Here is a 24,051-nt window from a genome sequence, read left to right on the forward strand (position 1 = left end):
TTTGGAGGGTAGCCCCCCTTCCTCGCGGAAGAGGAGCCCCCTGAGAACCGTACGTGCGAGTTTCCCCGCATACGGCTCAAATCTACAAACAAAGCCCGGTCTTAGAACCGGGCCGGCTTAGTTACTACAATTTTACCTGCGTGCACCTGCCGGTGACAGTCCGGGTGAAGCAAGACCCTGTTTGAGAGAGCGTCTGACCCACCATGCATCCGATATTCCAGATGATGGTCATGCCAACCGGTCTCCCGTGTCAGGGCACAGCCACAGTGCGCACATAACCCGCCCTGCGACATGTACAACGAGACCCATTGCCGTCGGTGCCGCATCGAGTGCTCCATGCGTGCCTCCCGCAACTGCTCGCCGTACTGCTCCCACTCTGGGTCAAAGGGATTAAATTCCCCTTTGACCTTCCTGTGTCGCCTGATGTCAGTACCGCTGAGCTGGTACAACTCAAGCAAACCCTTGTTTCCATCTTCACGAACTATCGGAACGGCGAACACCCAATGCCGGCTACCTTCCGAGTGAAAATATTTCCTTCTCACCCAGTCGGCGCTCTTGTTCGGATGCCGCCTCTTCGACCACCGCCAAAGCCTCCGGAAAATCAGAGACTCCATGCGGCTGTACGCCTCTTTGGCGACCACGGGGCTGTGATACTGCGCCCATCCCCGTAGCATCGGGTTCAGCAGTCGAATCAGATTCTCGTGCTTAACCGTCTTGTTGCCGTTGATCGTTTCCGCCACCTTGCGGTAGAACGCTTGCGCATTCTTCTTGCTCGGCTTGATGAGCAGAGTTCCCGAGTACTTCCGGAAGTTCCACCCAAGGAAATCGAAGCCTGCGTCGATGTGTGTAATCCGCGTTTTCTCCTCAGAGAGTTGCAGCCCGCGAACAGCCAGGAATGCCTCCACCCAAGGTCGGACCTCTTGTTCCAGTATCTCTTTCGAGTCACCGGTGATCACGAAGTCGTCCGCGTACCGCACCACATTAACCTTCAACTTCTTAGCCTTCGCGACCCCGAGCTTCGCACCAAGGTGCGCGACCAGTTGCCGCTCCAACCCATTCAACGTCACATTCGCCAGCGTCGGGGAGATGATCCCTCCCTGCGGCGTACCGGCTTCAGTCGCCTGTAGCTGCCCTTTGTAAATCAGGCCAGCCTTCAACCACTTCCGGAGGATTTCCGTGTCCATGGGGACATGGCTCTCCAACCAATCATGGTTGATGTGGTCAAAACAGCCCCTAATATCCGCTTCCAGCACCCAACGAGCTGAGCCCTTTTGGGACATGGCAACGAAAATCTGCGACATGGCGTCAGCCGTCGAACGGTTCAACCTGAACCCATAGGAGTTCGGGTCGCTCGTCGATTCCGACACCGGCTCCAGAGCCAACAGATACAAGGCTTGCATCGCCCTGTCCCGCATGGTCGGAATGCCCAGAGGGCGTTCCTTCCCGTTGGCCTTGGGGATAAAGACTCTCCGTAGAGGCAGGGGCTTATATCCGCGCCGTTTCAACCTGCCGATGGCGTTCCACCGGCCTTCAGGCGAATCCCATAGCTCGCGATCGACTCCCGCCGTTCGCGCACCCTGGTTCTGCGTAACACGTCGCACCGCGTACAGCTTCGCGGACAACGTGCGGGTCAACATCCGTTGCAGGGCCTTCACCCTGCGCCAGTCGTTGTCCCGCGTCGCCTTCGCAATTCGAATCTGCATCCCTCTCACGTTCCGTTCAACCCGACGCCAATCTACGGCGTGCCAGTTGTCTGGTGCGTGGGAAAGCGCAGATCCATCCTTTCGGACAGATACTTTCATGCTGCTCTCCTACTCGAAGAAGTGAGGCCCGAGCGGAGAACAGATCGCCCCTTGCGGGAGCGATCTGCTCCCGCGCGGGGGTTAAAGACTTACGCTAATGGCAAGGACGCCATCAGCAATCACTTTTCCAGCTAAAGGGCTAGTCAGCCATCTTGCGACGGTAGACCAGACGGAAGTCTGCCCGCTTTCGCGTGAGGTAATGTCGCAACCCCTATCCGATCCATTACAGACCGGCCTTCGCTTTTTCCGTCATCCCATACCTGCACAATTAACAGCGTCCCTCACGGTTCGCCTGCCAGCCAAACTACGGCCGGCAACCATACAGGCTTACCACGTTCCCGGCATGTCACACGACTGACTTAGGTTCTGCCTATTCCCCAGCGGTCCAATGACGACGTAACCCGAATTTACAGCGGGTTATCCGACCGCACACCTTTTGGTTGATGCCTATCAGCAGCTTTGGCACCGTCCTACTTACGAGGTTTATCAGCAGTTCACTTCCGTTAACCGTATCAGCCAGCCTAGCGTCTCAACCCCAGTGCTGCTGGGAGTCTCCGAGGGACGGTCTCACGACCGTCACCCCGCCCTGAACGTCGGGGACTACATTGTCAGAGAAGCTTCACACCTCACCGTTGCCAGTGACGCATGTCCTCCTAGGCTACTGCTGGTCGTACAGCAGGTTCACTTCACTCGCCAAGCTGCCGGCGAGGCCGAACAATGACACACCGAGCTTTTCGCTCGTATCGCGTAGCGAATTCACCTTCCTAGGGCGGTGAAATTGCAAACAACACTCCGCTTTGTCAGCGGAGGTGAAGCCGCTGACTGGGCGGGATCTGGCGGTAACCAGATCATTGCAATGCGTTCCCCGACCATGCAGCGCCGAGGTTCGCTTCATCAAGGGAATGGCCAAGGCCACCCCTACTTCTACAAGGGCGCGACCCACAAGGGGGCCGCCTGCGGAGGGCATGGCACTCGAAACCGAAGTTCCGAGCGATAACCCTCTAGTCGATGCCTCATAACGCGAGGCTCACGGACACGAGCGTGCGTGTCGCACGTAAAACCGTAGGATAGCAAAAGCCGTCCAGGGTTCAGCACACCTGGACGGCTTTTTGACGCTTCCGGCGCATTTCGTGCGCCGGAGCAAGAAAAACGGGCAGATTAGTTCTTCGACTGATCGACCAGCTTGTTCTTCGCGATCCACGGCATCATCGCGCGCAGCTTCGAGCCCACCTGCTCGATCTGGTGCTCAGCCGTGATACGGCGACGCGATTGCAGCGTAGGCGCGCCAGCGCGGTTTTCGATGATGAAGCTCTTCGCGTACTCGCCCGTCTGGATATCCTTCAGGACTTCCTTCATCACCTTCTTCGTTTCATCCGTGATGATGCGCGGGCCCGTCACGTACTCGCCGTATTCGGCGTTGTTCGAGATCGAGTAGTTCATGTTCGCGATGCCGCCTTCGTAGATCAGGTCGACGATCAGCTTCAGTTCGTGCAGGCACTCGAAGTACGCCATTTCCGGCGCGTAGCCCGCTTCGACCAGCGTTTCGAAACCCGCCTTGATCAGGTCGACCGTACCGCCGCACAGCACGGCCTGTTCGCCGAACAGGTCGGTTTCCGTTTCTTCGCGGAAGTTGGTTTCGATGATGCCGGCACGGCCGCCGCCGTTCGCCGCTGCGTACGACAGCGCGATGTCGCGTGCTGCGCCCGACTTGTCTTGCGCGACTGCGATCAGGTGCGGAACGCCGCCACCTTGCGAGTACGTGCCGCGCACCGTGTGGCCCGGGGCCTTCGGCGCGATCATGATGACGTCCAGATCCGCGCGCGGGATCACCTGGCCGTAATGCACGTTGAAACCGTGTGCGAACGCGAGCGCTGCGCCCTGCTTGGCGTTGCCGTGCACTTCCTTCGCGTAGACCTCGGCGATCTGCTCGTCGGGCAGCAACATCATTACGACGTCGGCGCCCTTCACGGCTTCAGCCACTTCCTTCACCGTGAGGCCCGCGTTCTCAGCCTTGCTCCACGATGCGCCGCCCTTGCGCAGACCGACCGTGACGTTCACGCCGCTTTCCTTCAGGTTCAGCGCGTGCGCATGGCCTTGCGAGCCATAACCGATGATGGTGACCTGCTTGCCTTTGATGAGGGAGAGGTCGGCGTCCTTGTCGTAGAAAACTTTCATGTCTGTTCCTTGGCGAAATTCAGAAAAAATGTTGCGTGTGTAGTGCTTGGGCCGGGCGCTTGACGCAACGCCCGGCGCGGATCGAACCGATGTTGCCTGGCCGTTAAACCTTCAGGATACGCTCGCCGCGTCCGATGCCGGAACCGCCCGTGCGGACCGTTTCGAGAATCGCGGTGGCGTCGAGCCCTTCGATGAACGCGTCGAGCTTCTCGCTCGCGCCCGTCAGTTCGATCGTGTAGGTCTTTTCGGTGACGTCGATGATGCGGCCGCGGAAAATATCCGACATCCGCTTCATCTCCTCACGTTCCTTGCCGACCGCCCTAACCTTGATCAGCATCAGCTCGCGCTCGATATGGGCGCCCTCTGTCAGGTCGACCACTTTCACCACCTCGATCAGGCGGTTCAGATGCTTCGTGATCTGTTCGATCACGTCGTCCGAGCCAATGGAAACGATGGTCATGCGCGACAGCGAACGGTCTTCGGTCGGCGCCACCGTCAAGGTTTCGATGTTGTAGCCGCGTGCGGAAAACAGGCCAACCACGCGCGACAGCGCGCCCGGTTCGTTTTCCAGCAGAACGGAAATAATGTGTCTCATGTTCGCTTCTTCCAGATATCGATGTATGCGATGCGTGCGTTCCACACCGCTCCGTCCGCGCTCACCTTTTGTGGAGATGTGCATGACGGAGCCGGCGCAGGAAAGCGCTCGTTATAGATCTTCCGATCCGAGGAGCATCTCCGTGATGCCCTTGCCGGCCTGGACCATCGGCCAGACGTTTTCGGTCGGATCAGTCTGGAAGTCGAGAAACACCGTGCGATCTTTCAGGCGCAGTGCTTCCTTCAACGCCGGTTCCACGTCAGCGGTCTTTTCGATCCGCATACCAACGTGGCCGTACGCTTCGGCGAGCTTCACGAAGTCGGGCAGCGCATCCATGTACGAATGCGAATAGCGCTTGCTGTATTCGATCTGCTGCCACTGGCGCACCATGCCCAGATAGCGGTTGTTGAGCGAAATGATCTTGATGGGCGTGTCGTACTGCTTGCAGGTGGACAGTTCCTGGATGCACATCTGGATCGAGCCTTCGCCCGTGATACAGAGCACGTCGTCATCCGGGTGCGCCATCTTGACGCCCATCGCCGCGGGCAGGCCGAAGCCCATCGTGCCGAGACCGCCGGAGTTGATCCAGCGGCGCGGCTTGTTGAAGCGATAGAACTGCGCCGCCCACATCTGGTGCTGGCCGACGTCGGAACACACGAAGGCATTGCCGTCCGTCAGTTCCCACGCCTTTTCCACCACGTATTGCGGCTTGATGATCTCGCTCTTGCGGTCGAACTTGAGGCAGTCTTTCGAGCGCCACTCTTCGATTTCCTTCCACCAGTCGGCAAGCGCCGCGGTGTCCGGACCATGCTCGGCCGTCTGCAGTTGCTCGATCAGTTCCTTCAGTACTTCCTTCACGTCGCCGACGATCGGAATGTCGACCTTCACGCGCTTCGAAATCGACGAAGGGTCGATGTCGATGTGAATGATCTTGCGCGGACGCGACGAGAAGTGCGCCGGGTCGCCGATCACGCGGTCGTCGAAACGCGCGCCGATTGCGATCAGCACGTCGCAGTGCTGCATCGCCATGTTGGCTTCGTACGTGCCGTGCATGCCGAGCATGCCGAGGAATTTCTTGTCCGACGCGCGGTAGCCGCCAAGACCCATCAGCGTGTTCGTGACGGGGTAGCCGAGCAGATCGGCGAACTGGTTCAGTTCGCGCGACGCATCCGCGAGGATGATGCCGCCGCCCGTGTAGATATACGGACGCCTGGCCGACAGCAGCAGCGCGACGGCCTTGCGGATCTGACCCGAGTGACCCTTCGTGACGGGGTTGTACGAGCGCAGCGACACGCTTTTGAGCGGTTCGTACTGGCAAGGCGCCTTCGACACGTCTTTCGGAATGTCGATCAGCACCGGGCCGGGACGACCGGTACGGGCGATATAGAAAGCTTTCTTGACGGTGGCGGCGAGATCGCGCACGTCCTTCACGAGGAAGTTGTGCTTCACGCAGGGACGCGTGATGCCGACGGTATCGCACTCCTGGAACGCATCCTGCCCGATCGCAGCAGTCGGCACCTGGCCGCTGATGATCACCATCGGGATCGAGTCCATATAGGCCGTCGCGATGCCCGTCACCGCGTTGGTGACGCCGGGGCCGGAGGTCACGAGACAGACGCCGACCTTGCCGGTCGAGCGCGCGTAGGCGTCGGCGGCGTGAACCGCGGCCTGCTCGTGGCGCACGAGGACGTGCTGGAATTTGTCCTGCTTGTAAAGCTCGTCGTAGATGTAGAGTACCGAGCCGCCGGGATAGCCCCAGACGAATTCGACGTCTTCGTCGGCCAGTGCCTTCATGAGCACGGTGGCGCCGATAGAGTCAGCTTCGTGATGTGGAGTGGTATCCGACGTGGAGAATTCCGCGCTGGGCATATTCATCGTTCACCTTTCGAATTTTCGGCAAAAAATTGATCGGGTGCTCTCTGCCGGGCTTGTGGCTCGGGTTCAAGCGGCGCGTCCAGTTTGACAGGAAGGCTTCTTGGGCCAACCTCAAATGAGACAAGTCACTTATGTTGCGAACCGTAGACGATATCTACGATAAGTCCGATGGTCAAGCAAATATTTCCATGATTGACGGCAAACCCGGTTTCGTCGTCCACTTCTGACCGTTTTACATACGCGTTACGCGCGCCTTTCGGACGTCTTGCATGGAACGGCATATTTCGCGGCCGAAGTTCGATTCAAGGCAAAAGCCTGCCGCGTTTTTCCCCGGCTCGGGCGAAAGTTTGTTAGCATCCGCGAGTTTTACGACATTTTTCGACCGATTCCGCGCACACTCGCTGCGCCGACCCCCAACGGATGGCATCAGACAAGGAACTCGCCGATTTTCTGGCGGGCGTCGAAAGGCGCGCGTTCAAGCAGACCGTCTACGCCGTGCGGGACGATGACGCGTCGCTAGACATCGTGCAGGACGCGATGATCAAGCTCGCCGAAAAATACGGCGACCGTCCTCCCGCTGAGCTACCGCTTTTGTTTCAGCGTATTCTCCAGAATGCGATGCACGACTATTTCCGTCGGCAGAAGGTGCGCAATACCTGGGTGACCCTGTTCTCGTCGCTGGGCAATGCCGACGATGAAGACTTCGACCCGCTGGAGACGTTCGAAAGCCAGGACGGCTCGACGGGTGTGGAAAGCAGCGAGCAGCGGCTCGAACGCGAACAGGTCCTGCAGTTGATCGACGACGAAATCCAAAAGTTGCCGGCTCGTCAACGGGAGGCGTTTCTGATGCGTTACTGGGAAGATATGGATGTCGCTGAGACTGCCGCCGCGATGGGCTGCTCGGAAGGCAGTGTGAAAACGCACTGCTCGCGAGCCACGCACACGCTGGCGCAAGCGCTCAGGGCCAAAGGAATCACGCTATGAGCTCCGCTCCCGAAACAAAAGAACTCGAGTTTGCGCTGCAGCTTCGGCGCGCGCTCGACGAAAACGCTGCCCGCATTCCGCCCGCTACGACCGACCGGCTCGCCGCCGCGCGCCGCGCCGCACTCGCTCGCAAGAAGCCCGAAGCCGTGCACGCGCCCGCTTTTGCGCCCGTGTTCGTCGGCGCGGGGACGCTTGCCCACATGCCGCAACCGGAACCGTCGCGCCGTCTGCCGCGCCTGCGCAAGCTCGCGCTCGCCTGGCCGGTGCTCGCGCTCGTCATCGGACTCGCGGGCATCGCGTGGTGGGAAGACCATCAGCGCACGGCCGAGCTCGCCGATATCGATGCCGCCATGCTGAGCGACGACCTGCCGCTCAATGCCTATCTCGATCACGGGTTCAACGCGTACCTGACGCGTAACCACTGACCGGGGAGAGTTGACGGGTGAGTTACAAGCGCGGCCTTGCCGTTGTGTCCGGATGCGTGATTGCAGCCCTGGTGTCATTCGCCGCCACCTATCCGCGCTTCTACCCGACGCCCACGCCCGTCGCGGCGCCCGCCAGCGGTGGTGCACCCGCGAAGGCGGCCGCCCCGGCGTTGACGGTCGATCTGCCGGGCTTGCCCATCTCGACCAGTCCGCTCGCGTGGTCGAAGCTCTCCAACGCCGAACACGTCGCGCTCGCGCCGTTTGCAGTGCAATGGGACGCCTTCAGCGAGGAGCGCAAGCGCAAATGGCTGAAAATTGCGTCGCGTTATCCGAAGATGACGCCAGAAGCGCAAAAAGTGCTGCACGAGCGCATGGCGGAGTGGGTGCGCATGACGCCTGAGCAACGGCGTGTCGCGCGAGAAAACTATCAGGTTTCGAAAGAACTGCCGCGTGAGGCGCGCCAGAACGCGTGGAAGGCATACCAGCAGCTGCCTGAAGAGCAGAAGCAAAAGCTCGCCGCTAGCGAGCGCAAGCGCCGGCCGACGGTCGTCAGCGCGCCGCCTTCGGGCAAGTCCGAGATCAAGGACATCAACCGGCTCGTGAACGGCAAGGACAAGCTCGCGAGCGTACCTGTGTCGCCGGCGACGGCAGGCGCTTCCGCCGGAGTCGCGGCGCCCTCGCCTGGCGCGCCCGCCATTCCCGCCACCGGCAGCTTCGTGCCGGCGACGCCGACACCCGTCTCGCCTTCCGACGCGCCGTCCATCTTCAACGGCTCATAATCCCTCCGCGAGCCTGCGTCGCGGGCTCATCAACGGCAACCGAGGCCCAGCCAGTGTCCACTTCCGTCGACTCCGCAGCCGTGCCACTCCCACCCGAATCCGTAGAACCGTCGATGCCGACTGTGCGCCGGCGGCTTGCCGCGCTGATGTACGAAGGTGTGCTGCTGTTTGGCGTGGTGTTCCTCGCGGGGTATCTGTTCAGCACGCTTACGCAGCAGCGCAATGGGCTAACTCATCACAACTGGCTCGCGGCCTGGGTGGGGCTGGTGGTCGGGGTGTATTTCGTCTGGTTCTGGACACACGGTGGGCAGACGCTGCCGATGAAGACCTGGCGATTACGGGTGGTGGGCGCCAGGGATGGCGGGCGTGTTTCCGTGCTGCGCGCGGTGTTGCGGTATGTGCTTGCGTGGTTGTGGTTTTTGCCGCCGCTGGCGGTGCATCCGCTTCTTGGTCTCGCTGTGCCGCAGACGCTGATTGTCGCTCTCGTGTGGTTCCTTTTATATGCGGCCGTCGGCTGGGTCGGCGTGAGACGGCAGTTTCTGCATGATCGGCTGGCGGGGACTAAAGTCGTTTCGATATCGCGGTGAGCTTTTTTGCCTGCGGCGGTTTTTTTGCTGTCGATGTGGTGTTTGCTGCTTCGCCGTTTGGTTTGCTTGGGTTTGCGCTGGCATCCGCGCTATGGTGTTTGCCGGTCAAGCGTCGCCCCGCACAGAGGCGACGCTTGAAGCACGAAGGCAAAGCGCGGATGCCAGCGCAAACGCCAAAACACCAAAACACCAAACGGCAACGCGCACAGAGTCTCGATATCGGTGGTGGCGCTCCCGCCTCTGTAGATCGAATAGCCGCCCGGCCGTATCCAGCCCGGCGACGAGCCGCGCGGCGCCCATCACGCAAACCATCACCGCGAGCGCCACGATGATCGACGGCATCCGCCCTCACGTGATCACGAACCCATTGATCGCAACGTCGCATCGAGCAGACAATTTCCGATTCGTAATAAGAACTTCTCGTGAATGTCACGGCTCCGTCATGCAGTAATGGCGCAATGCGGGTACTGAAACTCGACGCGTGAGCCATGGACAACAACACGTCCGCGACTTCCCTCTTCCGCCAGAATGGCCCGAGCGTCGATCCCGTCGCTTTCGGCCCCCGCACCCCCTCAGTTGGCCTGCCGCCGCTTGCGCATCTGCCGGTGACGCCAACACCTTCCGAAAGCGACCACGACGACGGTCATGAGAATTCGCACCGCTATCGCACCATCTGGCTCTCCGACATCCATCTCGGTTCCGGCGGCTGCCAGGCGAACTATCTGCTCGACTTCCTGCGCCACAACGAATCGGAGTACCTGTACCTCGTCGGCGACATCATCGACGGCTGGCAGCTGAAGAAAGGCTGGTACTGGCCGCAGGCGCACAACGACGTCGTGCAGAAGATCCTGCGCAAGGCGCGCAAGGGCACCCAGGTCGTGTACATCCCCGGCAATCACGACGAAGGCGCGCGCCAGTTCTGCGATCTCGCGTTCGGCGACATCCACGTGCGCGGCGAAGCGTTCCACACGACGCTGCAGGGCAAGCGCCTGTGGATCGTGCACGGCGATCTGTTCGACGGCGTGATCCAGCACGCGAAGTGGCTCGCGTATCTCGGCGACACGCTCTACACGATGATCCTCGTGCTGAACCGCTGGTTCAACCGCATCCGCATCAAGCTCGGCTTCCAGTACTGGTCGCTGTCGCAGTACCTGAAGCATCAGGTGAAGAACGCGGTGAACTTCATCTCGGCGTTCGAGAACGTGATGACGGATGAAGCGCGTCGCCGCGGGTGCGACGGCGTCGTGTGCGGGCACATTCACAAGGCCGAGATCCGCGAGATCGACGGCGTGCTGTATTGCAACGATGGCGACTGGGTCGAGAGCCTGTCGGCGCTCGTCGAGACCTACGAAGGCGAGCTGAAGGTCATCTACTGGACCGTGATGCGCTCGCCTGAAGCGAACGCAACGAAGGCCCGCGCCACGGCGTGACCGCACACCACCACCACTACGAGAGGGCCAATCGCATGAAGATCATGATCGTCACCGATGCGTGGGAACCGCAGGTCAACGGCGTCGTCCGCACGCTGAAGAACACGACGCGCGAACTGATGGCGGTCGGCCACAAGGTCGATCTGCTGACGCCGCTCGAGTTCAAGACGATTCCGTGCCCGACGTATCCGGAGATTCGTCTGTCGCTGATGCCGCGGCGCCACTTGCGCCAGCGCATCGACGAGTTCCAGCCGGACGCGCTGCATATCGCGACGGAAGGCCCGCTCGGGCTGGCCGCGCGCAAGTATGCGATCGAGCACAAGCTGCCGTTCACGACGGCCTATCACACGCGATTTCCCGAATACGTCGAGGCGCGCTTCGGCGTTCCCGTCGCGTGGACGTACCGCTTTCTGCACTGGTTTCACAAGGCATCGCTTGCGGTGATGGCGCCGACGCCGGTCGTCAAGACCGACCTCGAAAAGTTTGGCTTCACGAACGTCGTGTTGTGGACACGCGGCGTCGATCTCGACATCTTCCGGCAGATGGAATCGAAGGTGCTGAACACCGCGCGGCCGATTTTTCTGTACGTCGGGCGCGTGGCCGTCGAGAAGAATGTCGAAGCGTTCCTGAAGCTCGATCTGCCCGGCTCGAAGTGGGTCTGCGGTGAAGGCCCAGCGCTTGCCGAACTGAAGTCGCGCTATCCGGCCGCCAACTATCTCGGCGTGCTGACGCAGGCCGAGCTCGCGAAGGTCTACGCGGCCGCCGACGTGTTCGTGTTCCCGAGCAGGACCGACACGTTCGGTCTCGTGCTGCTCGAAGCGCTTGCGTGCGGCACGCCTGTTGCGGCGTATCCCGTGACGGGTCCGATCGATGTGCTCGGCGACGGTGGCGCGGGCGCGATGCACGAAGACTTGCGCGAAGCGTGCCTGCAGGCGCTGAAGATCGATCGCAACGATGCGCGCGCGTGGGCCGAACGTTTTTCGTGGGCGGCTGCGTCCGAGCAGTTCGCTGCGCATCTGAAGCCGCTGTCGCGTCCCGCTTATCGCGAGGAAAGCGCCGCCGCCTGATCCGCCCGACGCGCAAGCGCCCTCACTTCTCGCCACGCCCATGCAAACGAGACCATCGAACGCATTGCGCGCTCCGCAGGAATCGCTGCGCGACGCGAAGACGGCAGTATCGGACGCGCAGCCGTATGGCGAACCGTTCGACGATGTGCATGATATGCACGAGGACGGCGCGCCGCGGGCACGGGCGCGGTATGCTGGAGAGCCCAGCTCTGCTCCTGTTTCTGCCATGTCATCTACTACGCGCGATGCCGCGCCGGACGGTAAAAACGCGCTGAATGGCGCGCAATCCGACGCGGCGGAATCGCTCGAGCCATTGGGTCCCGATGATCCGCTCGCGCCGCTGCCCTTCAATCCATACAAGGGCAATCGCGGGATCACCCGCGCGTGGCATGCGATGAAGAATTCGTTTGCCGGGTTTCGGGTCGCGATTCGTGAGGAGAGCGCGTTTCGGCAGGAGCTAACGCTGGCTGCGATTCTTTTGCCTTGCGGCGTTTTGGTGCCTGTCGAGCCGGTGTCTCGTGTTCTGTTGCTTGGATCTGTGTTTCTTGTGCTGATTGTCGAGTTGCTCAACTCGAGCGTTGAGGCGGCTATTGATCGGATTTCGCTTGAACGCCATGAACTGTCGCGGCGCGCGAAGGATCTTGGAAGTGCCGCTGTTATGGTTGCGCTTTTTATCTGCGTGATGACTTGGGGTTTGCTCGTTGGGCCGCTTGTTGTGCATTGGGTGAGTGGGTGGGTTCGGGATATGCAGTAGAGGTGGTTTTTCGTTTCGATGTGTCTGCGACGCTGGGATGGGCTGGGTTGGTTTGCTTTGGTTTTCTCTGGCATCCGTCGTTGAGCCTTCGTGGCGCGGCCGGTTTGGTTGTTCTAGCCTTTTCGCTGGCATCCGCGTTGTGCCTTCGTGCTTCAAGCGTCGCCCCTGTGCGGGGCGGCACCTACTTTTCTTTGCCGCCGCAAAGAAAAGTAGGCAAAAGAAAGCGGCTAACACCGCCAATACTTCTTCCTGCCTGAGGGCCCCCAACCGGTCCCACACTTCACACGGCAACATCTCTGTTGGCGCTCGTTGCCAACGCGCGAACCAAGCGGCTCACCCGCTTCGAATGCCTGTGCACGGGCTAGCGGCAGCGAATGGTTTCTGCCGCCCAGGTGGCAAACTGTGTGTAGGTTGTCGCAGCGTATAACTTGGCGCTCTTACATGGGGGAACGCGTGTGCTATCGGTCCGAAGTGAGGCGTGTGAGGTGCTACGGCCTACACACAGTTTGCCACCTGGGCGGCCGTGGAATATCTGGCACGGCGTGCTGTGACGCGGGCGCGCGCGGCGGGTGAGGCGTCAATTCAAAGCGTTGGCAACAAACATGAGTCACGTGGTTGCCGTGTGAAGCGTGGGACCCTTTGGGGGCCCTCAGGCAATGAGAGATGTTGGCGGTGTTAGCCGCTTTCTTTTGCCTACTTGTATATTCCCCTCCGTGGCACCGACCCGATCAGTTGTCGCCACACGGACAGTCAGCTCGTCTGCCTATAGTGCCTTGAGCTCGCAGAAAAGCCTGAGCGACTGTCCTTCTCATCGTCTTAACCCGAACAGTTGACTGAGCCTCGAGCTCGTATTTTCCTGCAAGTATGGGTACCGTGATGAACCAGACTTCTTCGTCCCTTTATATCGGCATCGACGTCAGCGGTAGCACGCTCGACGTTGCCATCCACGACACGACCGAACATTTCAGTGTCGACAATGAAACCGCCGCCATCGAACAGTTGGTCCAGCGTCTGATCGCGCTGGGTCCCACCCTGATCGTCATGGAGGCCACCGGCAAGCTCGAACTCGCCGTGCTCAGGGCGCTCTGCCAGGCCGGCCTGCCCGCTGTCGCGGTTAATCCCCGACAGGTGCGCGACTTTGCCAGAGCCACCGGCAAACGGGCGAAGACCGACCGCATCGACGCGTTCGTCATCGCCCATTTCGCCGCCGTCATCAAACCCGTCGTGCGCCCGCTCAACGATGTGCAGACCGAGCAGCTGCAAGCCCTGCTGCTGCGCCGTGCCCAGCTCATCGACATGCTCGTGGCCGAAAAAGCCCGCCTGGAGCGCGCTCATGCCGCGGCTAAGGAAAGCCTGAATGACCATATCAAATGGCTCAAACAGCAGCTCACCGTCGCCGACAGGGACATCGATTCGTTCCTGCGCGCTTCGCCCGCGTGGCGTCAGAAGGAGGACCTGCTGCGCTCGGTGCCCGGCATCGGTCCCGGCGCCGCGGCCACACTGATCGCGTTCATGCCACAACTCGGTTCATTGAACCGCCGCGAGATCGCCGCGCTGACCGGTGTTGCTCCGTTCAATTCCGATAGCGGCAAGCACACCGGCAAGCGTCGCATTCAGGGCGGTCGTGCCATCGTGCGGCGCGCGCTTTATATGGCTTGCATCCCCGCGCTGCGCTTCAATCCGACCATCAGGGCCTTCTACGACCGTCTGCGTCAGGCCGGCAAACCCTTCAAGGTGGCCATGACCGCGTGCATTCGCAAGCTCATCGTGACGCTCAACGCCATGGTCCATAACTCAACACCCTGGAACCCATCGACGAACTAACCGGCGGTATAGCTTTGCCTGGATGCTGTGCCTGAACGCGATCACTCGCGTGGTTTGCGCTCGCCTGTACGGAACCGGCAACCACATTGAGAATCCAGCACCCCGGAACAGCCTCCCGCTTGACTTCCAATACGGTTGCTTTTCTTTGCGGCGGTGTACAGACTGGAGACATCGTTGACACATGTACAGGGACATCGCTGACACATGATGGTCAGGGTTTGGGCTCCTTCAGGTCAAGTTTTTCGACACGCTGATGGGCGAACCAGAACTCGATCACCCCGTCTTCGTCCTCGCTCGGGCGGGCTGCCACATGCAAGCCCTTGAGCGCAATCGAGAGCTTCAGTTTCTCGCCCCGGAAGCGCACCACGCCGCTTGAGTTGACCAGTAAAACTTCATCGCCGGACTCGTATTCGGGCTCCGGGAGGCGATCGGGCATCCTGCTCAGGCTGCACGCGTAGCGGGTAATCGGCGTGGCCATCCCGAGTGCCTCGTGTGGACGCTCGGTGTTGTACACCTGCCGCCAGCGATCCAGTGCCTGCTGCACGTGCTCGTGCGTGCTGAAGGCGTGCCGCTGCAGCACTTCGGCCTTCAGCGAGCGGTGAAACCGTTCGTCCTTGCCATTGGTCTGCGGGTGATACGGCCGGCTGTAGCTCACATGGATACCCAGCCGGATCAGCCAGACCGCGAGCTCGGTGAACTGTCCCGGCGCGCTGGGCGAGCCCCACGGCGCGCCGTTGTCGGTGTTGATACGCGAGGGTAGCCCGTAGCAGCGGAACGCCTGCTCGAGCGCTTCCTGCACGACCTGCGTGGTGGTGCGCGAGCAGGCGCTCAGCACGATGTTGTAGCGCGAGTGATCGTCGATGACCGTCAGCGGCGCGCAGCGCCCGCTCTCCAGGGTCGGGAAGTCGCCCTTGAAGTCCATCTGCCACAGCGAGTTCGGATGCTCGTGCTCGAAGCGTTGCCAGTGCTGGCGCTGGCGCGACGCCTGTTCGTCGATCATCCCGTGGCGCCGCAGGATCTCGGTGATGGTGGCGGGTGCGGGCACCTCGGTCTGGCCCAGATCGCGCAGGCGCTGTGCGATCTTGCGTCCGCCCCAGCCGTGCTGGCAGCGCAGGTCCAGCACCAGCGCTTCGATGTGCTCCGGTGAGCGTGTGGGGCTGTGATGCGGGCGGCGGGAGCGGTCGGCCAGTCCGTCGACGCCTTCGCTCTTATGGCGTCCAAGCCACTTGTAGCCCGTCTGACGGGTGATCTTGTATTTGCGGCACAACTCGCTGAACGGCACCGCCTGCGTGGCGGCATCGCGCACGAAGTCTTCGCGGAGATTCATGGTGTCTTTTGCATCCCAGGGCATGGTTGGAATCCGGGCGTTTGATTACCCGAAAGTGTCAGTCATGTCCCTGTACACCTGTCAGCTATGTCTCCAGTCTGTACACGGCGGCAAAGAAAAGTAGGTGCCGCCCCGCACAGGGGCGACGCTTGAAGCGCGAAGGCAAAACGCGGATGCCAGCGAAAAGGCTAGAACAACCAAACCAGCCGCGCCACAAAGGCATAACGCGGATGCCCGCGCACAGCCAAAACCCCAAACAAAACCGCCCGCGCAGCAAAAACCCAAAACCAAACCAGCGTCGCAGACAGAACCAAATCCCATCGAACGGTCGGTTTATAATCGGGAACACAGCCTGAACAAACCCCAAAACCCCAGCCCGGGCAGCGCAGCAAGCCCGCCAAGGACGATATGGAAGCCAAACCTCCCCGCCGCACGCGCGAACGGATTCTCGAGCTATCGTTGAAGCTCTTCAACGAGATCGGCGAGCCGAACGTCACGACGACGACGATCGCCGAGGAAATGGAAATCAGTCCAGGCAACCTGTACTACCACTTCCGCAACAAAGACGACATCATCAACAGCATCTTCAGCCAGTTCGAGCAGGAGATCGAAAAGCGTCTGCGTTTCCCGGACGACCATCGCGCAACCATCGACGAAATGTGGTCGTATCTGCAGTACATGGTCGATTTCACATGGCGCTACCGCTTCCTGTATCGCGACCTGAACGATCTGCTCGCACGCAACCGCACGCTGGAAACACACTTCAAACAGATCATCAGCCACAAGGTGCGCTTCGCGAGCCAGTTCTGCGAGCAGCTCGTGGCCGACAACGAAATGGTCGCGACACCCGACGAGCTCAAAGTCATCGCGACCAACATCGGCGTGATCGCGACCTACTGGCTGTCGTATCAGTTCGTCATGAATCCGCGCAAGTACAACGAACAGGAAGCGATCCAGGCCGAACTGCATCAGGTCAGCGTGCAGATCGTGTCGCTGATGGCGCCGTATCTGCGCGGACGCTCGCGCGAACTGTTCGACGATCTGGTGTCGGGCAAGCATCCGCAGCGCGAGTTCTACGACTATCTGCCGCCGCGCGAACCTCGCAACGAATCGAAGGACAGGTAACGATGAAGGCAGTCTGTGTCTATTGCGGCTCCTCCAACGGAGTCAAACCGCTATACCGCGAGGCCGCGAAGGCGTTCGGACGCGCGCTCGTCGCGGCGAACCTGTCGCTCGTCTACGGCGGCGGCAAGGTCGGCCTGATGGGCGTGATCGCCGACGAAGTCATGGCCGCGGGCGGCCGCGCGATTGGCGTGATCCCCGAGTTGCTGGTCAACAAGGAAGTCGGCCACAACGGCCTGTCGGAACTGCACGTCGTGCCCGACATGCATCAGCGCAAGAAGATGATGGCCGATCTCTCCGACGCGTTCGTCGCGATGCCGGGCGGCGCAGGCACGCTCGAAGAGCTGTTCGAGGTCTACACGTGGGCGCAGCTTGGCTATCATCAGAAGGCAGTGGCCGTGCTGAATATCGACGGCTTCTACGATCCGTTGATCGCGATGCTCGAACACACGGTGCAGGAGGGCTTCATGCGCCAGACGTACTTCGACATCCTGCAGGTCGACAGCGATCCCGCCGCCCTGATCGAGAAGCTGCAACGCTACCAACCGCCCACAAGCGACAAGTGGGCGGACAACCGCGAGCGCGTGTGATGCACGTTGAGCGCTTTCCTGCTGCATAGCGAGGGGCAAGCATGACGAAAGTGGTTCTGATCACGGGCGCGAGCCGCGGCATCGGTCGCGCGACGGCGCGCATGCTCGGCGCGCACGGCTGGTCGGTCGGCGTGAACTACGCAACTAATGAAGCGGCCGCCAAACAAACGGCCGCCGAAGTCGGGCGCGCAGGCGGCCACGCGCGCCTGATCGCGGGCGACGTCGCCGACGAAGCGCAAGTCATCGCGATGTTCGATGCGGTGGAGCATGCGTTTGGCCGCATCGACGCGCTCGTCAACAACGCGGGTATCGTCGCGCCTTCGATGCCGCTCGCCGATATGGACGCCACGCGCCTGAAGCGCATGTTCGACGTCAATGTGTACGGCGCGTATCTGTGCGCGCGAGAGGCGGCGCGGCGCATGTCGAAGGATCGTGGCGGACATGGCGGCGTGATCGTCAATGTATCGTCGGCGGCGTCGCGGCTTGGCTCGCCGAACGAATACGTCGATTACGCCGGCTCGAAGGGCGCGGTCGACACGATGACGATCGGCCTCGCGAAAGAACTCGGCCCGCAGGGCATCCGCGTGAACGCAGTGCGCCCCGGACTGATCGACACCGACATCCACGCGAGCGGCGGCCGTCCCGACCGCGCCGCGGTGCTCGGCGTGCAGACGCCGCTAGGCCGTCCGGGAACGGCCGACGAAGTCGCTGAAGCAATCGTCTGGTTGGTGAGTGACGCGTCGTCGTATGTGAACGGCGCACTGCTGGATGTCAGCGCGGGCCGCTGAGCAAATCTAGAACGACGACCCCGGCTCACGCAAAAACGCGATCTCTTCATCGCTCGATAGGCGCCCAAGCAACGCATTGCGATGCGGAAAGCGTCCGAAGCGCTCGACGATCTGCGCATGCCGCACAGCCGAGCGCGCATACGAAGGGTCCAGCCCTTGTGCTTCGAGCAGCGTGTAAAGACGCACGCCTTCACGCTGCCCTTCCACCGTCTCATCGTGCTCGAACGGAATGTACGCGAACGCGCGGTGATAAACGGTCGGCAGCAACACATCGCTGCCCTCTTCGATCAGGCGGCGCGTGATGCTCATCGCCTGCGCGTCGCCGTCGTACATGCGCGCCGTTCGCCGATGACAGTTGCGCGTGAACTGGTCGAGCACGATCACGAGCGCCAGCGAGCCGAGCGGCGTCGCGAGCCATGCATTGAGCTCATGCGCGAGCGCCGCTTCGATCGACGTACCGAAACGCTCGCGCAGCATCGCGTCGAACGCGTCGCTGCGTTTGAACCAGCGCGTCTGGTCCTTGCCATATTCATCCGAACCCGGCGTGCCGAACCAGCAATCGAGCACGTCGCGCGCGGTCGGATCGAGTGCCTCGTAGTCCGCTTCCGGCGAGTACGCCGCCGCGTCGAAACGCACGCTCATGCGAACTCCAGCACGAGCCGCCGCGTGCGCGCGCTTTTCTTTTCCAGCTTCGCGACGCGCAGCGCGCCGATCTCTTCCGTGTTGTTCACATGCGTGCCGCCGCACGGCTGCAGATCGACGCCTTCGATGCGCAGCAGCCGCACGCGCCCGAGGCCCATCGGCGGCTTCACGCTCATCGTGCGGACCAGTTCGGGGCGCGCCGCCATTTCATCGTCGGTGATCCATTGCGTTGCCACCGCGTGCGCTCCGCCCACCAGTTCCGCGAGCCGCGTTTCGACGAGTTCGCGTTCAATCGGCTCGACGGTCGCGAAGTCGAGGCGCGCGTAGTCGGACGTGATGCTGCAGCCATCGACGGGATACGGCAGCACCGCGCACATCAGGTGGCTCGCCGTGTGCATGCGCATGTGCCGGTAGCGGCGCGTCCAGTCGATCTGCGCCGTCACCTTCTGGCCAACCGCAAGCTGCGCGAGCAGCGCTTCCTGGCCGGGCGCTGGAACGTGGACGACGTCGTCGGGTGTCGCGCCTTCGAACTTCGCCTTGCGTGTGTCGGCGATCTCGATACGCGTGCCGTCGGCGAGCGCAAATGCGCCCGCGTCGCCCGCCTGGCCGCCACCGAGGGGATAAAACACAGTTTGATCGAGATGGATGCCCTGCTCGTCGAGCGCGGTGATGGTCGCGTCGCAGTGGGTCAGATAGGCGTCGTCGCGAAACAGCGCGCGCGTCGTCATGGGGAGTCTCCTTTGTGCTTTCGTCGTGCCAACGGACATTATGCCGATGCCGCCAACGCCCGCCGCGTTCAGATCGAAGCGCTCCCGACCGAACTGTACCGGCCACTCTGGCACGACGCTTTTACGACGCGCAACACTTCCGCTCGCTGTCGGCCAGAACGTCAGCCCGGATGATTGCGCATCCAGTCGGCCGTATCGAAGAACGAATGCAGCAGGCGTTCACGCAGCGGCTCGGGCAGGCCGACGTCGTCCATCGCCCATGCCATACAGCGCAGCCACTGATCGCGCTCCACCGACGCAATCTGGAACGGCAGATGCCGCGCGCGCAGACGCGGATGGCCGAAGCGGCTGATGTAATGATCGGGGCCGCCGAGCCAGCCGCACAGGAACCAGAACAGCTTGTCGCGCGAGCCGTCGAGCGTCGGCGGATGCAGCTTGCGGATATCGGCGAAGTCGGCTTCGAGGTCCATCAGGTCGTAAAAACGGTCGACGATTTCGCGCACGCGCGCTTCGCCGCCCACCAGTTCGAAGGCCGTCGGCTGCGACGGCGCTTCGTCAATCGGATCAGTCATACGGGCAACTACACAGTCAAAGGAATTTCAGGGAGGCGGACGCTGCTACACACATCAAGCATCACGCATCGCGCAGCGATTGCAGCGCGGGCCGCGTCAGCACATGCCGCAGGCTGAGCCACCCGCCAACGGCCGCGCACACCACGCCCGCCGCAATACCCGCGGGCAGGAGCCACGGGTTGAAGTTGATCGAAAAGTCGAACACACGCGACGCGAGCACGAAGCCGATCAGCTGCGAGCCGATCGCCGCCATCAGCCCCGACAACGCACCGACCACGACGAACTCCGCGACCTGCACCGCGCGCACCTGCGCGTGCGACGCGCCGAGCGCGCGCAGCAGCGCGGATTCTCGCATACGCTCGTCGCGCGTGCCCGCAAGCGCGGCGTACAGCACCAGCACGCCCGCGAACAGCGTGAAGCCGAACAGGAACTGCACGGCGCCGATCACCTGGCCGATCACGCGCTGCACCTGCGCGAGAATCGGCGCGGTATCGATCGCGGTGAGGTTCGGATATTGACCGATCAGCCCGTCGATCACCGCGCGCTGCCCGGGCGGCACATGGAAGCTCGTGATGAAGGTCGCCGGATAGTCCTTCAGCGCGGCGGGCGGCATCACGACGAAGAAGTTGACCTTGAACGAGCTCCAGTCGAGCTTGCGCACGCTCGTCACGGGCGCGTCGACCTGCAGGCCCGTCACGTCGAAGCGCAGCGTGTCGCCGACCTTCACCTTGAGAATCTTCGCGAGGCCCTGTTCGATAGAAATCTGCGGATTCGTCGCGTTGCCGTACCACTCGCCTGACACAACCCGGTTGTCGCCCGGCAACTGTGTCGTGTACGAAAGGTTGAACTCGCGATCCACCAGCCGTCGCGCGTCCTCGCTCTTGAAGTCGTCGGGATTGACGGGCTTGTCGTTGATCGCGATCAGGCGGCCGCGCACCATCGGCGCAAGCTCTACGCCGGGAAAACCGTGCCCCGACAGATAGTTCGTAACGAGATCGCGCTGGTCAGGCTGGATGTCGATGATGAATTCGTTCGGCGCGTCGGGCGGCGTCGAACGCTGCCAGCCTTCGATCAGATCGTTGCGCGTCATCGCGATCAGCAGCAGGCACATCAGGCCGATCGCGAGCGCGGTGATCTGCAGCGCGCTCGAATTCGAGCGGCGCTCCAGCGACGCAAGCGCATAGCGCCAGCCAATGCCGATATGAAAGCGCTCGCTGCGCACGACACGTGCCGCGCCCCACAGCGCCAGACGCGCGATCAGTGCGAACAGCAGCAGGCCGCCCGCGAAGCCGCCCGCGACGATCCCGCCGATCTTCAGTTCGCCCGCGGCGAGAATCAGCAGCCCCGCGAACAGCACGATGCCGAGCGCGTAGGCCGCCCACGCGGTGCGCCCTTCTTCGCCCCACTCGCGACGCAGCACGCGCACGGGCGGCACATGCGTCAACGGCAACAGCGGCGGCAGCGCGAAACCGACCAGCAGCACGAGACCGACGGCGATGCCTTCGAGCGCGGGCCAGACAGTCGGATACGGCAACGACACGTCGATCAGGCTGCCGAGCCACCAGAAGAGCGCGAGATGCCCGCCGAAGCCAAGCACCACGCCCGCCACGCCGCCGACCAGACCGAGTCCCGCGAATTCGAACAGGAACAGCGCGCGCAGGGTTCGCTGGCTTGCGCCAAGGCAGCGCATCGCCGCGCAGCTATCGAGATGCCGCCGCATGTACCGATGCGCGGCCATCGCGATCGCGACAGCGGCAAGCAGCGCCGTCAGCAGCGACACGAGCGTGAGGAAGTGGCTCGCGCGGTCGAGCGTCTGGCGCACCTGCGGCTGGCCGTCCTGCAGCGACTCCAGCGCGTAGCCGCGCATCTTGCCGTTGTCGACGCGCTCATGCGCCCACTTCGCAAACGACGCAACCGGCTCGTCGCCGCCCGCCACCAGCAGGCGATACGTGACGCGGCTACCGTAGCCCGTCAGTCCCGTCGAAGCGAGATCGTCGGCGCGCATCATCAGGCGCGGCGAGAAATTGACGAACGCGAAACCGCGATCCAGCTCGCGCGTGATCAAGGCGCCAATCGTGAAATCGCGCCCGCCCACTTTCACCTTGTCGCCGATGCGCGCCTTCAGCGCGTCCAGCATCTGCTGATCGACCCACACCTCGCCAAGGGGCGGGATGCCGCGTACCTCACGATCGGGCGCGCCCGCCGTGAGCGCGATCTTTAGCTCGCCGCGCAGCGGATAGCCCGCCGACACCGCTTTCACCGCCGCGAGCCGCGAGACCGGCTGTGACCCAGGCGTGGAAGCCGTCGAGTTGACCATGCTGGGGAAAATAGCCGTCGTCGCCGTGTCGAGGCCGAGCGCTTTGGCCTTGTCGGCGAATTGCGGATCGACGGGATGGTCGGAGCGGACGATGAAATCGGCGGCGATCATGCGCCGCGCATCGCGCTCGAGACCTTGATGCAACCGGTCGGCCAGAAAGCCGACGCTGGACAGCGCCGCGACGGCCAGCACGAGCGCGAGCAGCAGCATCGTCAGTTCGCCCGCGCGCCAGTCGCGCGCCGTCATGCGCAGCGACTGATGCAGCAGATGGCCCAGCGACAGCCGGTGCGCGGGCGCGCGCCGCTCATGGCGGTCGCGGGGAGATTCAGGCGGAAGCTCGGGCGGAGCCTCGGTGGTGACGCGTTCGGCTTCGCTCAATCGTGACGGCTCCGCGCGAATCGCGACACCATATGCGTCGCCATGCCGCGAAAGCCGCCCTGCACGCCGCGCCACAGACGCGGCAGCACCCAGCTCGCCAACACGAGGAAGCCGACCAGCAGCACGAGGAACAGCACGGGGACGAAAAGCGCAAGCAGCAATCCGCCGAACACGAGACCGTCCTCAGCCGACGACGTGACAATGTTTGAGACCGGCTCCGGCGACAGATTGATCAGCGCCCGCGTGCCGGCCTTCGTCAGATGCGACGCGCCCGCGAGCGTGCCGCCTGCCAGCGCGGCGACCGTCATCAGCGCCGGATCGGCGTGGCCGAGCGCGCCGACGGCCAGCATGGCGCCTGCGGGAATGCGGATGAACGTGTGAACGGCATCCCACAGCGAATCGAACGCGGGAATCTTGTCGGCGAGAAATTCGGCGAGCGTCAGGACGGCCGCCGCGCCGATCACCCACGGCGACTGCAGCACGGACAGCGTATCGGGAAGATGGATGAAACCGGCGCGCCCGAACACGCCCGCAATCAGGACGGTCAGATAAAGGCGCAAGCCGCTGCCCCAGGAGAGGCCCGCTGCAAGCGAAAGAGGTTCAAGCATGACCGCCTCCGAGGCGCGCATCGCGTGCCGTCAGTTCCGGCGGCTGTGCCATGGAACGGTGGGAAGCGCCAGTGGCTCCGCCCGCCGAAGCCGCCGGACCCGCGCATCAAGGCCGCGCGGAGCAATTTCAGGGTGATTTCCGTCTCATTATAGCCACGTCAATTCGCCGACCGCACGGCTGCGCGGCGGTTTGTAGCGTGATTGCGGCAATTTCCAGACGAATGGCGTGCTTTGGCGAGCCGGCGGGCGGCCGATCAGTGCCCCGACGAGAGCTTCAAACCGATCAGTCCGACGACGATCAGCACCGCGCTGCCGACGCGCGCCGCCGTCACTGCCTCGCCCATCATCACGATGCCGAAAATGAACGCGCCGACCGCGCCGATGCCCGTCCAGACCGCGTAGGCCGTGCCGAGCGGCAACTGGCGCATCGCCATTGCAAGCAGCACGAAGCTGCCGAGCGCCGTCACGATGGTGAAGATGGACGGCCAGAAGCGGGTGAAACCTTCGGAGGTCTTGAGACCGGCCGCCCACGCGACTTCCAGCAAACCGGCGATAAACAGAAGAATCCAGGACATGAGACGAACTCCCAATGATGATGGGGCCGTCCCCGTTGAAAGCGGATGCAGCAAGGTCGTCCTTGCCGTACGTCATTATATCAAAATGGCCCGATTTTCACTGCCCT

At 62.4% G+C, this 24,051-nt stretch carries 23 protein-coding genes; 11 read left to right on the forward strand and 12 right to left on the reverse strand.

The genetic code is table 11. The features are described from left to right. Window positions 1-101 precede the first annotated feature (101 nt). The 4 genes from ltrA to C2L64_RS11525 form a co-directional block, all read right to left on the reverse strand. Window positions 102-1,802, reverse strand: a complete 1,701-nt coding sequence (ltrA, locus tag C2L64_RS11510; protein ID WP_090838154.1) for a group II intron reverse transcriptase/maturase — start codon at window positions 1,800-1,802, stop codon at window positions 102-104. A gap of 1,158 nt (window positions 1,803-2,960) precedes the next feature. Next, window positions 2,961-3,977, reverse strand: a complete 1,017-nt coding sequence (gene ilvC, locus C2L64_RS11515; protein ID WP_007588179.1) for a ketol-acid reductoisomerase — start codon at window positions 3,975-3,977, stop codon at window positions 2,961-2,963. 103 nt (window positions 3,978-4,080) lie between these two features. Next, the gene (gene ilvN, locus C2L64_RS11520) at window positions 4,081-4,572 is read right to left on the reverse strand and encodes an acetolactate synthase small subunit (RefSeq protein ID WP_007588180.1); all 492 of its coding nucleotides are present in this window, start codon (window positions 4,570-4,572) and stop codon (window positions 4,081-4,083) included. A 111-nt stretch (window positions 4,573-4,683) separates the two neighbouring features. Then, window positions 4,684-6,447 carry an acetolactate synthase 3 catalytic subunit gene (locus C2L64_RS11525; protein ID WP_007588181.1) on the reverse strand — a complete coding sequence of 588 codons (1,764 nt, stop codon included), beginning with the start codon at window positions 6,445-6,447 and terminating at the stop codon, window positions 4,684-4,686. A 420-nt stretch (window positions 6,448-6,867) separates the two neighbouring features. Between C2L64_RS11525 and C2L64_RS11530 the strand changes: the two genes are divergently transcribed. The 4 genes from C2L64_RS11530 to C2L64_RS11545 are packed head-to-tail and all read left to right on the forward strand — an operon-like array spanning window position 6,868 to window position 9,222. Next, window positions 6,868-7,431, forward strand: coding sequence for an RNA polymerase sigma factor (locus tag C2L64_RS11530; RefSeq protein ID WP_007588182.1), 564 nt, complete (start codon window positions 6,868-6,870; stop codon window positions 7,429-7,431). Then, window positions 7,428-7,856 carry a DUF3619 family protein gene (locus C2L64_RS11535; RefSeq protein ID WP_007588183.1) on the forward strand — a complete coding sequence of 143 codons (429 nt, stop codon included), beginning with the start codon at window positions 7,428-7,430 and terminating at the stop codon, window positions 7,854-7,856. Before C2L64_RS11530 ends, C2L64_RS11535 begins: the two co-directional genes overlap by 4 nt. Window positions 7,857-7,873: 17 nt before the next feature. Further along, window positions 7,874-8,635: a DUF3106 domain-containing protein gene (locus C2L64_RS11540; protein WP_007588185.1), complete on the forward strand. Its 762-nt coding sequence runs from the start codon at window positions 7,874-7,876 to the stop codon at window positions 8,633-8,635. 53 nt (window positions 8,636-8,688) lie between these two features. Then, complete coding sequence (locus tag C2L64_RS11545; protein ID WP_407671686.1) at window positions 8,689-9,222, forward strand: RDD family protein; 534 nt, start codon at window positions 8,689-8,691, stop codon at window positions 9,220-9,222. A 105-nt stretch (window positions 9,223-9,327) separates the two neighbouring features. On the opposite strand, the gene C2L64_RS11550 is transcribed toward C2L64_RS11545, so the two are convergent. Continuing rightward, window positions 9,328-9,564: a hypothetical protein gene (locus tag C2L64_RS11550; protein WP_007588187.1), complete on the reverse strand. Its 237-nt coding sequence runs from the start codon at window positions 9,562-9,564 to the stop codon at window positions 9,328-9,330. 146 nt (window positions 9,565-9,710) lie between these two features. On the opposite strand from C2L64_RS11550, the gene C2L64_RS11555 reads away from it, so the two are divergent. The 4 genes from C2L64_RS11555 to C2L64_RS11570 all read left to right on the forward strand — a co-directional run bounded on the left by C2L64_RS11555 (window position 9,711) and on the right by C2L64_RS11570 (window position 14,297). Next, entirely contained in the window at window positions 9,711-10,652 is a 942-nt protein-coding gene (locus tag C2L64_RS11555; RefSeq protein ID WP_007588188.1) for a UDP-2,3-diacylglucosamine diphosphatase, read from the forward strand. Between the two features lie 35 nt (window positions 10,653-10,687). Then, complete coding sequence (locus tag C2L64_RS11560) at window positions 10,688-11,719, forward strand: glycosyltransferase family 4 protein (protein WP_007588189.1); 1,032 nt, start codon at window positions 10,688-10,690, stop codon at window positions 11,717-11,719. Between the two features lie 40 nt (window positions 11,720-11,759). Beyond that, entirely contained in the window at window positions 11,760-12,473 is a 714-nt protein-coding gene (locus tag C2L64_RS11565) for a diacylglycerol kinase (protein ID WP_079499147.1), read from the forward strand. Between the two features lie 876 nt (window positions 12,474-13,349). Further along, window positions 13,350-14,297, forward strand: coding sequence for an IS110 family RNA-guided transposase (locus tag C2L64_RS11570; protein ID WP_039901856.1), 948 nt, complete (start codon window positions 13,350-13,352; stop codon window positions 14,295-14,297). A 211-nt stretch (window positions 14,298-14,508) separates the two neighbouring features. Here C2L64_RS11570 and C2L64_RS11575 read toward each other — a convergent pair whose 3' ends face one another. Further along, the gene (locus C2L64_RS11575) at window positions 14,509-15,648 is read right to left on the reverse strand and encodes an IS481 family transposase (RefSeq protein WP_103153690.1); all 1,140 of its coding nucleotides are present in this window, start codon (window positions 15,646-15,648) and stop codon (window positions 14,509-14,511) included. A 384-nt stretch (window positions 15,649-16,032) separates the two neighbouring features. Here C2L64_RS11575 and C2L64_RS11580 point away from each other — a divergent pair, with 384 nt between their 5' ends. The 3 genes from C2L64_RS11580 to C2L64_RS11590 are packed head-to-tail and all read left to right on the forward strand — an operon-like array spanning window position 16,033 to window position 18,124. After that, window positions 16,033-16,749 (forward strand): TetR/AcrR family transcriptional regulator, encoded by a 717-nt coding sequence (locus tag C2L64_RS11580; RefSeq protein ID WP_007583486.1) that lies wholly within the window; start codon window positions 16,033-16,035, stop codon window positions 16,747-16,749. A gap of 2 nt (window positions 16,750-16,751) precedes the next feature. Then, complete coding sequence (locus C2L64_RS11585; protein ID WP_007583485.1) at window positions 16,752-17,336, forward strand: LOG family protein; 585 nt, start codon at window positions 16,752-16,754, stop codon at window positions 17,334-17,336. 41 nt (window positions 17,337-17,377) lie between these two features. Beyond that, window positions 17,378-18,124, forward strand: coding sequence for an SDR family oxidoreductase (locus tag C2L64_RS11590; RefSeq protein ID WP_007583483.1), 747 nt, complete (start codon window positions 17,378-17,380; stop codon window positions 18,122-18,124). Window positions 18,125-18,130: 6 nt separating this feature from the next. Here the strand turns inward: C2L64_RS11590 and C2L64_RS11595 are convergent, their stop codons facing one another. The 6 genes from C2L64_RS11595 to sugE form a co-directional block, all read right to left on the reverse strand. Then, on the reverse strand, window positions 18,131-18,766 hold the full coding sequence (locus tag C2L64_RS11595) for a DUF924 family protein (RefSeq protein ID WP_007583481.1): 636 nt from the start codon (window positions 18,764-18,766) through the stop codon (window positions 18,131-18,133). Next, window positions 18,763-19,494, reverse strand: coding sequence for an alanyl-tRNA editing protein (locus C2L64_RS11600; RefSeq protein ID WP_007583479.1), 732 nt, complete (start codon window positions 19,492-19,494; stop codon window positions 18,763-18,765). Before C2L64_RS11600 ends, C2L64_RS11595 begins: the two co-directional genes overlap by 4 nt. Before the next feature lie 161 nt (window positions 19,495-19,655). Next, window positions 19,656-20,066 (reverse strand): group II truncated hemoglobin, encoded by a 411-nt coding sequence (locus C2L64_RS11605; protein ID WP_007583477.1) that lies wholly within the window; start codon window positions 20,064-20,066, stop codon window positions 19,656-19,658. 61 nt (window positions 20,067-20,127) lie between these two features. Then, a complete protein-coding gene (locus C2L64_RS11610; protein WP_039900736.1) occupies window positions 20,128-22,629 on the reverse strand; it encodes an ABC transporter permease in 2,502 nt (833 codons plus the stop codon). Window positions 22,630-22,757: 128 nt separating this feature from the next. Then, entirely contained in the window at window positions 22,758-23,369 is a 612-nt protein-coding gene (locus C2L64_RS11615; RefSeq protein WP_007583473.1) for a DUF4126 domain-containing protein, read from the reverse strand. A gap of 254 nt (window positions 23,370-23,623) precedes the next feature. Then, on the reverse strand, window positions 23,624-23,944 hold the full coding sequence (gene sugE / locus C2L64_RS11620; protein ID WP_007583471.1) for a quaternary ammonium compound efflux SMR transporter SugE: 321 nt from the start codon (window positions 23,942-23,944) through the stop codon (window positions 23,624-23,626). Window positions 23,945-24,051 lie beyond the last annotated feature (107 nt).

It is taken from the genome of Paraburkholderia hospita (assembly GCF_002902965.1).
GTDB lineage: Bacteria > Pseudomonadota > Gammaproteobacteria > Burkholderiales > Burkholderiaceae > Paraburkholderia > Paraburkholderia hospita.